Below are 12,987 nucleotides of genomic sequence, written 5' to 3'. Positions count from 1 at the left end.
GTTTCGGTTCACCTGCCATTAAATCTCAGCTTTCTCATCAGTCGTTGGACACCCCATTTGCTAAACAGGCGAACCGCCTCAGAGGCCACCCTCCAATCCATTTTCGATGTGCCACGCACCCTGTCACGGAAGATAATCGGAATCTCCTGGACAACTAGCGAAAGACTCTCCGCTCGGGCCGCCATCTCGACCTGGAACGCATACCCCGCCGCGGTGCAGCTTCCAGGGTCGAGCCGGTTAAGTGCGGACGATCGAAAGGCGCGAAAGCCACTGGTCATATCTTGAACCTGGCCCCCAACCATAAGCCGGGCAAAGCGGTTTCCTCCAGAGGACAGCAGTCGCCGAAACATCGACCAATCGCCTATACCTCCGCCAGCGACGTATCGAGAGCCAATGACGACATCTGCGCCATTTTGGATCGCTGCCGTTAGCCGGGGTATATCGACCGGGTCGTGCGACAGATCCGCATCCATCTGAACGATGACATCGTATCGGTCAACAACGTGGGCGAATGCAGCGCCATACGCGGCGCCGAGTCCCTGTTTCGAAGCACGATGAAGCACTTCGACCCCGCTGTCGCCGTCCGCTATTCGATCGGCTATCTCCCCCGTGCCGTCCGGCGACGCATCGTCGACAATCAGCACCGCGTACCCGTACGCCCGTACTGCGCCAACGACTGTATCGATGTTCTCCGCTTCGTTGTATGTCGGCAAAACAACGACAGTGTCCTTGCTGAGCGGGTCGGCCGGCCTGAATGGGTCGGCGGGCCGATCAGACTCCCTCGAATCAATCCCGCTTTCGGGAACACCCTGACGGCCTATGGACGGAACGTTAGCCCGCACAGTCGATGCAGATCTTCTTCCTCTTGTTCCGCAACTGAGCGTACGGTTTCACAAGAAAACAAGATTGGCACACAAACTCCTGATCGCCAGCGGCGTCGACATCGGACGACTCCATAGAGCGCTCTGCAATCATGATGTCGCGCAAGGCTGCGTCCTCGTCAATGCCGATGCTTTCCGACGCTTCGTCGTCGGTGAGCATGCTGCGTTCCTCGGACTCGAGTTCTTCGAGCGGTTCGCCCGTTGCCTCAGTTTCTTCGACCTCGTCGACCTCTTCCTCAAAGTCGTCGCGCCCATCGTCGACTCTGTCGGCGTCTTCTTCCCACGAAACGTCGCTGGATGTCTTGTTGTTCTTTGCGCTGTCAGCGACATCGTCGCTAGATAACATCAAAAGCACCTCATGCGGTGGCTGAAACAAATTCTGGGCGAGTATATCTCGCCCGCAAGAAAATGTGAACCGCGTTTCGCAGACTTCACATCTCGCGGCGCTCGGCCTCAGATCTTGAGATAGAACGCACCAGGTACGACACTAGCGACCACGGGCCCATGGCCAATCAATTCGCCGTCCGCTTCGATCGGCCAGTGTTCGCGACACCCAATTTCGATTCGTGCAGACCTCGTTACCCTTACTGAGGCGTGGCGAAGGTGCGTACCCCTCATGACCCTCGGCATCACAGACAGCGCCTGCCATCTTCGTCCTGTGAACACCTCAACATCAAGCAAGCCATCCATAAGCACGGCTTGTGGAGCAATGTGCATGCCGCCGCCAAAGAATTGTCCATTGGCGATTACGACGTTGACCGCACTGGCTTCGATTGTCGTCCTGCTTGTGACGGCCCGTACATCTCGCGGAGAGAACACTGCGAGCGCAAGCCAGAATCCCACGGTGTAGCGCAGCTTTCCCAACTTTCGCGGCAACCTATTTGACCAGGATACGGCTGCACCCGCGACACCAACATCGGCGACGTTGACGAAGTACCGCAGACCGAATGATCCCTCAAGGAGGCCGATGTCGCAGAGGTAGCGGCCGTCACCCGTGAGGTGAGCGATCGCGCGGTCGAGCCTACGAGGAAGAGCAAACGAACGTGCAAAGTCGCTCCCCGACCCTAGGGGAAGGATTCCGACGGTTGGTGGCTCGGGCCACTCGTGGGCCATGAGAGCGTTCACGACACCGTGTAGAGTGCCATCACCGCCAGCAGCAACATAATGCTCGGTCCCGCCACTGTGTGCGCTAGCGATCACCTCCGCGCACTGCTCAGCGCTGGTCGTCTCGTGTACCTCTGCGTCGATACCGCAGTCCTCAAGCACGCCCGCCAGAGATGCTCTCTTCCGAGATCGCTTACCGGCGCGGATGTTGTGAATGACCACCCACCTCACGCGCGGCCGCCTGCCGCAACGACGCCTCGGTCCATGGCAGAGATGGCGCCACGCGCCGTATTGGACAACGTTGGGTAGCCGTCACGAATCTGCCTAATCAAATCGATCACCTGGCGGCATGTCCGCACGAAGTCGCCAATGACAATGTCCTCGTCACCAAACAGGTCAGCAAGGCTAGATCCCTCGACCCACGCGTACACCAGCTCGGCAAACCCAACCTCAGGGTCGCGCGAGACTGATACATCGTGGCTGCGTTCCGCAATCTGTACGGAATCAACAATGTCCCAGAGCGCGTCAACGCGCCGGTGCACGCGGCGCGACGGCGGGCCCCCGCCGATGTCGACTCGACGAGGTTCATACACAAAAACGGAAACCATTGCCGCAAACTCTGCGCTCGTCAGGTTGTCGAACACCGCATTATCGAGAGCCTCTGTGAGAAGAAGATCGAGTTCGGTGGATAACAACCGTAGGCGCTGCCCTTTTTCTTGCAGTGCCCATCCCGATATAAAGCGACGATCCTCAAGGAGCGACATCATCGCTTCAAACGCGTCGAGAACGGTCGTGTCAACACGGAGAATCCGTCGGTTGAGTCTCCGAAGATCGTTTTCGGCATGACGCAGTTTCGCCAGCGCTGATAGGTGGTTATCGAAATCAACACAGGTGACAACACCGACGTCGGGTCCAGGGACTGTGGGAACCGGTCGAATAGGGTCACGACCGTCAGATCGCCACCCTCGTAGTGCAGATCCGACGCGGCGTTGAAATCGTGTGTCCGTCGGTCTGAACGGTTCCGGAAATCGGATTTCCCCGACCACAGCAATGTCGCGTCCCAGGTCTGCCGACTGCGTTCGGCGGACGGTTCCGTCTTCCGATAACAAGGTCACTCGCGGTGAGGCACCGAAACCTAGTGCTAGCACTGCCCACCGGTCCGGGAAGCCACCTCCCGGAGCCGGTCGCTCAAGTACGTCTCCAATGTCAAGCCGGGTGACGAAGTCGTCCAGTTGGGACCTGAGGTCGCCTGTCTCCGCAGCGGTCTCCGCCCACTGGCGGACGTCGCCCTGGTCGCATTCGACCATCGGGGTCCATGCAACTACATCCCGTTCGAGCTTGGCAACACGCATACGCATCGACTCTGAGTGTGTCTCGATTGTGAACTGCGCAAACGATGCCTGTAACAACCTCGTGGCCTCATCTCGGTCGTATTTGGCGATCATGTTGACGACCATGTTGTAGGACGGGCGAAACGACGATCGCAACGGGTGAGAACCGGCGCCAGCGATGGCCACAACTCTGTCGAACGGCACATGGTCAGTGTGCAACACCACCGCGGTGCCTTGCGTATCGATTCCACGACGCCCGGCGCGACCAGTGAGTTGAGTGAAGTCGCCGGGTTTGAGCAGCTCGTGGCCCTGACCGGTGAACTTCGAGAGCTTTTCGATCACCACGCTTCGCGCCGGCATGTTGATACCCATTGCCAGCGTCTCCGTTGCAAACACGACCCGCAAGTAGCCAGAGACGAACAGGTCCTCAACCGTCTCCTTGAATGCAGGAATCATGCCTGCATGATGGCTGGCGACACCCGCTTCGAGATTCTCAAGCCATGTGACGTAACCGACTACTGCGAGATCTGAGGGACTTAGATGCGATGTGAGCTGCTCGGCCCGCCGGCGAATGTGTTCGCGCTGCTCAGCGTTTGTCAGCGTGATGCGTGCGGTGGCGATGTCTCGGGCCGCCTGATCGCACCCTGCTCGCGAGAACACAAAAATGATTGCTGGAAGAAGCCCAAGGTCGTTGAGCTCGTCGACCGTCTCGCGCCGCCGAGGCGTACGAAAACGGCGTTCCCTCCCCCGTCCTCGCTTGAGGAGTTTGACAATCGCCGAGTTGGGACGTGTCCCCCCGCTGGCGAACACCGGCTCGGTGATAAGGCCTCGGTTGCGGTGCTTGTCATTGATCATGTACACAACATCGAGCGGCACCGGACGAACCATCTCCTGAATGAGGGTCGTCGGGCCGCGTCGGGCCCGGATCCATCCGGTGAACTCTTGCGCGTTGGCAATCGTGGCGGACAGGTTCACAAACTGCACACCCTTGTCCAGGTGGATCACGACTTCCTCCCAAACGGAGCCACGCTCAGGATCGGCGAGGTAATGGACCTCGTCCAAGATAACAACACCAAGACCCGTGAGAGCGGTGGAATCTGCATAGATCATGTTGCGCAGCACTTCTGTTGTCATGACAACTACACGAGCGTCTGCGTTGATGACGTTGTCCCCTGTGAGCAGACCGACGTCGGTAGCGCCGTACATGTCGACTAGATCTGCGAACTTCTGGTTAGAAAGCGCCTTGATCGGCGTGGTGTAGAACGCCCGCCGCTGTAGCCCCAAGGCCCGGGTGATCGCAGCATGAGCGACCACCGTTTTCCCAGCCCCGGTGGGCGCAGTCACAACCACGCTCTCGGCGGCGTCGATCGCGGAGGCCGCTTCTATTTGAAAGGCGTCTGGAGGGAACCCCAGACCGCCGAGGAACTCACTCGCAAATGCGGTACCGCTCACTTACGAAGTAAGAGCTTGATGGCGAGGATGGTCGCCTCGTACAGAAGGTACATCGGTATTGCGAGCATGAGAAGCTGAAGCGGGTCCCCACCGGGCATGATGAGTGCAGCGACGACAACGATCGTGACCATTGCGCCTCTCCACGACTTCCGCAGTCGTTGACTTGTAAGAAGGCCAAACGTCGCTGCCGCAAACAGCGCGACCGGGAACTGGAACCCGAGACCGAAACCGAGCATGTAACGCAGGACAAAAGATAGATAGTCCGGCTCGGTGATGGTCGGTTCTACGGACTCGCTAGCGAAACTGAAAAGCACTCGCAGTGCCAACGGCAGCGTCCAATAGGCCAGCAACAAACCGGCGAAGAACAGGCCAGCCATGACGAGCGACAGGGGGATGACAAGCTTCTTTTCGCGTCGACTTAGTGCGGGGGCGACGAACCGCCAGATTTGGTAAATCACGAACGGAGCCGCGATTACCAGTCCGATGAACAAGGACACCTTCATCGCCTGCGAAAAGCCGTCGGCGGGGGAGAGAAACCCGAGCTTGTTGTCGGTGATGTCCACATACGGTTGTTCAAGAAACTCACGGCCGCGTTGATTGAAAAAGAAGCCGATGATGGTACCAACCGACAATGCCATCAGCGCCTTGATGACGCGATCGCGAAGTTCTCGAATGTGACTAAGGAGGGTCATTCGGTCCGTCATTAGTCGCTCGACCCTTGATCTACCGCATTTCCAGACGAAACATCATCGGGTGAGCCCGCCTCGACGCCATCTGCGTCGACATCTTGAACTCCTCCTGTGGCGACCAGGTCGGTCGGTCCACCGTCGGACACCGGCTTCTCGATCGAGATCGCGTTACGGGCCGCGGCAAGGGATTCGTCCACAGAATCACGTGCCTGCGCAGCGATCGACGACACGTCGGTCGTGACATCATCAATGGCCCCCGTCACCTGGTGCGCGACATCGGTGGCAATACCTCGGATCTCGGCGCGGGCCTCGCGTAGGGATTTGCGGACGTCTTCGATCGGGGCGAGGACCTCTTTGTAGTCATCGCCGAGGTCATCGCGAAGCAGCCGCACCGTATCACGGGCCTTTGCAAGCATGGTGCCGGCCTTGCGAGCGAGTGCGGGCATCCTGTCAGGCCCGAAGATCACCAGGATTAGGACCCCGAGAGTGAGCATGTCGCCGAACGAAAACATGGATTAACTCTAGGGAACGTTATCGCACAAACGAAAAGACCCCCGCACCTGCGGAGGTTCTCTTCACGTCTTGGTTGCGAGTCTCTACGACGCGGCGATTTCCGAGAACCATCCGTCATCGTCAAGCGATCTGACGAACTCTTCGATCTCGTCCTCCGTGATCGTCTCGGTTTCGGGTGTCACGAATTCAAACGTCACGCCGGTCGCAAGAAGGATGCTCACAACTCGGTGGTTAGCAGGCCGCCGCTGGATAGAGCTGCAGAACGGACACTCGAAGCGATAGCTGCCCGTGGACCTTTCAGCGGTCAGCTCCAAGCCGATATCCGAAGTCGTAAGTTCGACATCGCCGCAGCGGTTGCAGGTCGTACGAATTGTTGTCATCAGTCTTAGCCTCGCAGTGTGCCCGTACTGTCCCCTTCACCATCGGCACCGCGAAAAAAGGCTGAATGACTATTTGCGGCGTAGTCCAATCTGGCTAGTTCCCGACTTCCTGCCGCCGAGAACTGTGATGGCGACGAGCGCTCCCCGGTCAGTCCACTGTGTCGTCGAGAACTGCGGATTCCGGGTATCGCGAAAGTATGCTTCGGCGCAGATCACCGTACGCGGCGGCCACGCGTTCGCCCGCGAGAAGTTCCGCATGGATTCCGAGTCTGATCAGAAGTTTTGCTGCAACACTCGGGTCGTGTGTCGACAAATTCACAACCACGCTCTCGCCGGTGTCCTCGACAACGTCCACCGGGTAGTACTGCGCGACCCACCTTCCACGTTCTGTCAGACGAATCGTTGCAATGCAATCGCCAACGTTTGGAGTGTATCGGACCGGTTCGCTGCCGATTTTCGGTTCTGCGGTGGCGGTGTCCGCAACGTCGGCAACGCTGCGGATACGGTCGACGCGAAAAACTCGCTCGGCATCCGCACGACGGCACCACGCAGTTAAGTACCAGTTGCCTGAAGCTGAGTACACCTGCCAGGGTTCGATATCACGGGTCGTCTTCTCTCCGGTGCCAATGGCAGTGTATTGAATACGGACAACGCTGTTTGTTTCAATCGCTCCACGTAACTCATCGAGAAGTGGGGGTTCGGAGAGATCGATTGTCAGCATCTGATCTACATCGCTAAATACCAGGTTTTCCAGCTTTCTCACGGCTGACTCAAGGGCAGCGGGGGCAGAGCCGGCGGAAAGCACGGCGCGGCCGGCACCGATCATTTGCAGCGCCTCCGGTGGGGTAAGGCGGATTGGCCGTGAAAAGTAGCCGGCGAAATCCACGACCACTTCGTCATCGTCGATGTACGCCACCATCAAGTCACCAGGCCCGTACCCGGGCAACCCGCACACAAACACGAGATCCAGGTCGCTGGTGAGTTGCCGAACAGATGAGTAGCCGAACCTCTCGATCACCGCGGCGACGGTGCAACCTGGGTTGGCAATCACCCAAGGGAGCATCGACAGGATGCGGAAGAGCCTGCGTACCGTCTTCTCGCTGCTCATTGCACACCCCGGATCAGATCGACAAATTGGGATCGAAGATCTGGCGGACCTTCGATGACAGCCTTGTCTTGGAAGTCAATCATCCACGCAAAGAACGCGTCGACGTTATGGACCGGGATCTCGCAACGCAGACCACCGCTCTCGGTGCGAGTAGTGATTGCACGGTCGGTGAGCTGCCGCTCTGCCCACCAGGCGAGATCCGGATCAAAACACACAGTTGCTACTAGATCATCTCCGCCCGCCTCCCAAGGAGCTCCCGGAATAGCGTCGGACACCTTAACGGCGAGTGGCCGATCAAATTTCTCAGATGTCAGCGCTACCCCAGACTCGATCCTGTCGATGCGAAAAGCCTTTAACGCCTCACTTCCAAGTTCTGACCCGACTGTGTACCAGTTGCCGCGCCTGTGTACCAGGCCGTACGACGCGAACCTACGGTCCGAGTGGTGGTATCGAAAGTCCACGTACAGTCGTTGAGTGGTAGCCTCGAATATCGTGGCGACAATCTCATTGTCGAGAGCGAGATCAGCAGCAAACGGCTCGCTTGACGCAAGAGCCGGCAGACCGCCCAGCTTCAGCAATGGCTCGAACGCCTGTGCCGTCCCGCCCATGAGGACTGCCTGACGAGCCAACATCAACGCAACCCGTTCGTCTTCGTCGAGATCGATGTCGAACATTGCGTACTCGTCGCTTGGAACCACATACCCCGACTCGACCTCCCAAGCGTCCGTCGCTTGCATTTTCAGCGGGACCCCCAACGTACGCAACAGGTCCTTATCGCGTTCGAACATCCTCCGAAACGCGTCGTCGTTGTCCCGGTCGTATCCCGCAACGGTATGGCGTATTTCATCGGCGGTTATCGGGCGATCAGAGGTGAGCAGAAATGCCAACAGGTTGAGAATGCGTTCGACCACTTTTTGCATACTCAGAGCCTATCGAACGCCGAGGGGTCCCGGAAGCACCCTGGAACGCGAGGCCGCGACAGCCCGCCCCTTACAGCGCTGCGATCAGTTTCTCGACTCTCTCATCGACGGCCCGAAAGGGATCCTTGCACAGCACCGTCCGCTGCGCCTGGTCGTTGAGTTTCAGGTGTACCCAGTCAACGGTGAAATCGCGTTTTGCAGCCTTTGCGGCCCTTATGAACTCGCCCCTGAGTTTTGCTCGCGTTGTCTGGGGCGGAGTAACCATCGCTTTCGCCACGGCCTCGTCCGTAATAATTCTCTCGACCATGTGCCTGCGTTGCAGAAGGTAGTACAAACCACGTTTTTGATTGACGTCGTGGTAGGCCAGATCGATCATGGCCAGTTTGCCAGACGACAACGGCAGGTTGTGTTTAGCCGCATACCGGTCAAGGAGTTTGTACTTTGCAACCCAGTCGCACTCCCTGTCGAGAGACATGGGGTCTTTCTCTAAACCTGTAAGCAGCGTCTCCCACATGTCGACCGCACGTTGCGTTTCCGCTGGGAAGCCGCTCGATGAAGCATGGCGCATGGCGCGTTCGAGGTATTCCCATTGCATGTCGAGCGCAGACAGCTCACGGCCGTTCGCCAGTCTGACACGTTGACGGCACGTCGGGTCGTGTGAAATTTCGCGAATCGCTCGAATCGGGTTCTCCAGCGTTAGATCCCTGAACACAACACCATCCTCGATCATTTGCAAGATCGCTGCCGTCACCCCCATCTTCACGTAGGTGGCGTACTCGGACATGTTCGAGTCGCCTGCAATGACGTGCAGCCGCCGGTACCGCTCAGCGTCAGCGTGCGGCTCGTCCCTCGTGTTGATGATGGGTCGCGATCTCGTGGTGGCCGACGAGACACCCTCCCAGATGTGCTCGGCTCTCTGCGAGATAGAGAACCTGGGTCCTCTCGTGGTCATCAGCAGCTTTCCCGCCCCGATGTATATCTGGCGGCTCACCATGTGAGGGATGAGAACGTCAACTGTCTTCTGGAAATCATCGTGACGGCTAACGAGGTAGTTCTCGTGACAACCGTACGAGTTTCCCGCTGAATCTGTGTTGTTTTTGAAGAGATAGATCGTTCCACGAATCCCCTCGTCCTCAAGACGCTGCTCGCCGGATTCGACGAGCCGATCAAGTATGCGCTCGCCAGCCCTGTCATGGATCACAACATCGAGCAACGAGTCACATTCTGGCGTTGCGTACTCGGGATGCGAACCGACGTCGAGGTACAGCCGGGCGCCGTTTTCGAGAAACACGTTCGATGAACGACCCCAGCTCACCACCCTACGGAATAGATAACGGGCAACCTCGTCGGGCGAAAGCCTTCGCTGGCCCGCCAACGTACACGTGACACCGTATTCGTTTTCGATTCCAAAGATACGTCGCTTCACGCTATCAAGCGTACCCACTCGTACCGGCTTGCGTGCCGTTTACGCGTCGATGAAACCGCAGATCTCTTTGGTCGTGAGGCGTCGAAACACGCGCCGGCTCAGCGTGCGGTCCAAAATCGCGGCCTCCCAGTGTTCAGGAGCCACGGTCCGCTCCTCTAGACCTGTGATGGCGGTTGCCGTACGTTTGACCGCCTCGCCGAGATCCGCTGTCTTGTCGTAGGTCTCCCCAAGCGCGGCAACGAGTGCATCTTCGGAACCACCCATTGCGGTAAAATTGGCCACATCAATCAGAGTGCCGTCGAACTGAACTCGATACATGACATCGCTTGAGGCTTCGAGACCCACTTCAGCAACAACCAGAGCCACCTCGTACGGTTTGACCTCGTGCGTAAAAATCTGACCGAGAGTTTGGGCATAACCATTCGCCAGACCGCGGGCGGTCACGTCTTCGCGGTGATAGTTATACCCCTTAACATCGGCGTATCTCACACCTGCAACCCTCAGCGCCTCGAACTCGTTAAACCTACCAACGGCTGCGAACGCAATCCGGTCATAGATTTCGCTGATTTTGTGGAGCGTCGCCGAGGGGTTTTCTCCGAAAAGCAAGATACCGTCGGCGTACTGAATAGTGGCGATCGGGCGGCCCCGGTCGATGCCCTTCTTGGCGAAGTCTGCGCGGTCGTTTATCAGTTGTTCCGGCGGGACATACATCGGTATGCTCATGGGCGCCCATCCAAGATCTCAGCCGCGATCGGCGCCAACGTTTGATCGTCAACGGCGCGGAAGCCGTCCTTGTCAACAACAACAACGGTCGGAAAGATACCGCGGCGGACATCAGGTCCACCGGTTGCCGCATCCTCCTCGGCGGCGGCGACAAGAGCCTCCACCGCCCACCGTACCGCAGCGTCCTCGGTTGCGTCCGCGCGGTACACGCTTTTGATAAACGCCCGCGCTTCGTGCCCACCAGAGCCGGTAGTGGCATAGTCGTCCTCTTCGTAGCGTCCGCCAACGACATCGAACGTGAACAATCGACCCTCGGCCGCCAGTTCATCGAACCCGCAGAAGAGAGGAACGATGACAAGGCCTTGAAACGCCAGAGACAGGTTCCCACGCACCATCCGGGCAAGATAATTCGCCTTGCCTTCGAGCGAAAGACGCATGCCCTCGATCTTCTCGTAGTGCTCCAACTCGGTCTGGAAGAGTTTGATGAGTTCGATCGCCATGCCGGCGGTCCCAGAAATCGCCACCGCGGAAAATTCGTCGGCAGCGTACACCTTCTTCATCTTGGTGTGCGCAATGACGTTCCCCGCCGTTGCACGCCGATCACCTGCCATCACCACGCCACCAGCGTATTTGAGAGCGAGAATCGTTGTAGCCTCTGGTACAGACGACACGTCGGGACTCCCGGACATCGTCCAGGAAGGGGTCATGCCGTACCTGTCGAGGAGCGCGAGAAAGCTGGCGTCAAGATGCGAGCCCAGCGCAGGCACTCCCTTTGCGAGGTCCGAGTCGTTCGGTGTCACTCTCCGCCTTTCTGGACGTAGTTCTTGACGAATTCCTCGGCGTTCTCCTCGAGAACTGAGTCGATCTCCTCAAGGAGATCGTCGATCTGATCGGTCACATCTTGTCCGGTAGAAGCCGGCTGGGTGTCCTCCTGGGCCTCAGTTCTGTCCGCCCGCTTTTTTTGCCACTGTTCACGATCCGTCATCGCCACCTCCAAGTGCTTTGATAAGGTCGGCCGGGGATTCGCTCTCTTCGAGAATGGTCCCAACAAGCTCTTTAGTTCCACGGAGCGGTTCCATCATAGGCACCCGCTGTAGCGTGTCTGCCCCTACTTCGAACACCAGAGAGTCCCAGTTTGCAGACACGATGGACTCGCCATACATACGGATGCACTCGCCTCTGAAGTACGCCCGTGTATCGCGAGGAGGTTGTGAACATGCGCGCAGAACCTGCTCATCGGTGAAAAGCCGGCGCAGACGCCCCGACACGACAAGCTTGTGAGACAGGCCGCGAGACGGATCGACATCGTGATACTGCAAGGCAACGAGCGCCAGCTTCGGATCGTCCCATGATAGGCCTTGCCGGTGTCGGAAATGGTTGAGTAACGCAAGTTTTGCGGTCCAGTCAAGACGGTCCGCGGTGAGCAACGGATCAACGGAGAGATCGTCGAGAACCGCACTCCACTCAGTGATTACGTCAGCGAACGAAACATGGAGGTCCGTAGACCGGACATACGAATCCAGATAGCCGAGGTAGGTTCGCTGCATTTCGAGCGCTGTCATTTCGCGCCCGTCAGCAAGCGTCACCTTGCAATCAAGAGTGGGATCGCGGCTTATCGCCCGGAACGCTGCGACTGGATCAGCAAGGACGAGCGGTTCCCCGAGAGCGTCATCTTCGAGACATGCCAAAAACAGGGCTGCGGTGCCGACTTTCAGAAAGGTCTGTACCTCTGATAGCGTGGCGTCACCAAGAATTAGGTGGAGTCGTCGATACTTCGCGGGGTCAGCATGCGGCTCGTCCCGGGTATTGATAATGGGGCGCTTCAGCGTTGTTTCCAAGCCGACGCGCTCCTCAAAGAAGTCCGCCCGCTGACTGATCTGGTACTGCACATGGGGTCGCCCATGTTCGCTGCCCAGCTTGCCGGCGCCCGCAATGATGGCACGCGACACGAGAAAGCCCGTCAGATGGTCCACAATTGTGTCAAAGGGAATGGCACGCGTGACGAGGTAGTTCTCGTGCCAACCGTACGAGCTGCTGTGACCGTCAGAGTTGTTCTTATGGATTCGATACTCCTCGACACCGAAAAGCTTTGACGCCTGCTTGGCGGCGAGATGAACCACCTGCTCGCCAGCTTTGTCGTACAGAGCTGCGTCATAAGGGTTAGTAGTTTCGGGTGATGAAAATTCCGGATGTGCATGATCGACATAGAAACGTGCGCCGGACGTCAACACCGTGCTGACAAGGCCGCTTTCAAAATCGAACGGATAAGAATCTGATGTGCCGTAACCACGCAAATCGAGTCCCGGCGACTCTTCTTCGAATGACCATCGGATCGGTCGCCGACTGCCAACCTGAGCGTTCACGACGTGAGTTGAGGCAAGCACAGGATTGAAATCTGGATCGACCCGTCCCGCGATTCCGAATTCAGTTTCAGTACCGATCACGATCGCGGGTCGCATG

Annotated in this window: 14 protein-coding genes; all 14 read right to left on the bottom strand. The window is 58.1% G+C overall.

Annotated elements, in window-relative coordinates; all coding sequences use genetic code 11:
• Nucleotides 1-8: 8 nt before the first annotated feature.
• Entirely contained in the window at nucleotides 9-791 is a 783-nt protein-coding gene (locus IIC71_09110) for a polyprenol monophosphomannose synthase (GenBank protein MCH7669337.1), read from the bottom strand.
• 40 nt (nucleotides 792-831) lie between these two features.
• The gene (locus tag IIC71_09105; GenBank protein ID MCH7669336.1) at nucleotides 832-1,227 is read right to left on the bottom strand and encodes a DUF4193 family protein; all 396 of its coding nucleotides are present in this window, start codon (nucleotides 1,225-1,227) and stop codon (nucleotides 832-834) included.
• A 107-nt stretch (nucleotides 1,228-1,334) separates the two neighbouring features.
• Entirely contained in the window at nucleotides 1,335-2,216 is an 882-nt protein-coding gene (locus IIC71_09100; GenBank protein MCH7669335.1) for a YegS/Rv2252/BmrU family lipid kinase, read from the bottom strand.
• Nucleotides 2,213-4,768, bottom strand: coding sequence for a DEAD/DEAH box helicase (locus IIC71_09095; GenBank protein MCH7669334.1), 2,556 nt, complete (start codon nucleotides 4,766-4,768; stop codon nucleotides 2,213-2,215). The genes IIC71_09100 and IIC71_09095 overlap by 4 nt, the downstream gene beginning before the upstream one ends.
• Nucleotides 4,765-5,472 (bottom strand): twin-arginine translocase subunit TatC, encoded by a 708-nt coding sequence (tatC, locus tag IIC71_09090; protein MCH7669333.1) that lies wholly within the window; start codon nucleotides 5,470-5,472, stop codon nucleotides 4,765-4,767. The genes IIC71_09095 and tatC overlap by 4 nt, the downstream gene beginning before the upstream one ends.
• Entirely contained in the window at nucleotides 5,472-5,969 is a 498-nt protein-coding gene (locus IIC71_09085) for a twin-arginine translocase TatA/TatE family subunit (protein ID MCH7669332.1), read from the bottom strand. Before IIC71_09085 ends, tatC begins: the two co-directional genes overlap by 1 nt.
• An 84-nt stretch (nucleotides 5,970-6,053) precedes the next feature.
• Entirely contained in the window at nucleotides 6,054-6,350 is a 297-nt protein-coding gene (locus tag IIC71_09080; protein MCH7669331.1) for a hypothetical protein, read from the bottom strand.
• 148 nt (nucleotides 6,351-6,498) lie between these two features.
• Nucleotides 6,499-7,458, bottom strand: a complete 960-nt coding sequence (locus IIC71_09075) for a WYL domain-containing protein (protein ID MCH7669330.1) — start codon at nucleotides 7,456-7,458, stop codon at nucleotides 6,499-6,501.
• Nucleotides 7,455-8,378, bottom strand: a complete 924-nt coding sequence (locus IIC71_09070) for a WYL domain-containing protein (protein ID MCH7669329.1) — start codon at nucleotides 8,376-8,378, stop codon at nucleotides 7,455-7,457. The genes IIC71_09075 and IIC71_09070 overlap by 4 nt, the downstream gene beginning before the upstream one ends.
• 70 nt (nucleotides 8,379-8,448) lie before the next feature.
• Nucleotides 8,449-9,804 carry a Pup--protein ligase gene (gene pafA / locus IIC71_09065; GenBank protein MCH7669328.1) on the bottom strand — a complete coding sequence of 452 codons (1,356 nt, stop codon included), beginning with the start codon at nucleotides 9,802-9,804 and terminating at the stop codon, nucleotides 8,449-8,451.
• Nucleotides 9,805-9,843: 39 nt separating this feature from the next.
• Entirely contained in the window at nucleotides 9,844-10,527 is a 684-nt protein-coding gene (gene prcA, locus IIC71_09060; GenBank protein MCH7669327.1) for a proteasome subunit alpha, read from the bottom strand.
• Nucleotides 10,524-11,234, bottom strand: coding sequence for a proteasome subunit beta (prcB, locus tag IIC71_09055; GenBank protein MCH7669326.1), 711 nt, complete (start codon nucleotides 11,232-11,234; stop codon nucleotides 10,524-10,526). Before prcB ends, prcA begins: the two co-directional genes overlap by 4 nt.
• Before the next feature lie 89 nt (nucleotides 11,235-11,323).
• On the bottom strand, nucleotides 11,324-11,512 hold the full coding sequence (locus tag IIC71_09050; GenBank protein ID MCH7669325.1) for a ubiquitin-like protein Pup: 189 nt from the start codon (nucleotides 11,510-11,512) through the stop codon (nucleotides 11,324-11,326).
• Nucleotides 11,499-12,986 (bottom strand): proteasome accessory factor PafA2, encoded by a 1,488-nt coding sequence (locus IIC71_09045; protein MCH7669324.1) that lies wholly within the window; start codon nucleotides 12,984-12,986, stop codon nucleotides 11,499-11,501. The genes IIC71_09050 and IIC71_09045 overlap by 14 nt, the downstream gene beginning before the upstream one ends.
• Nucleotide 12,987: the final 1 nt, after the last annotated feature.

Source organism: Acidobacteriota bacterium, assembly GCA_022562055.1.
Taxonomy (GTDB): domain Bacteria; phylum Actinomycetota; class Acidimicrobiia; order Spongiisociales; family UBA5794; genus BMS3BBIN02.
Note: the sequence above shows the minus strand (reverse complement) of the source record. Positions and strands in the feature narration are given on the sequence as shown.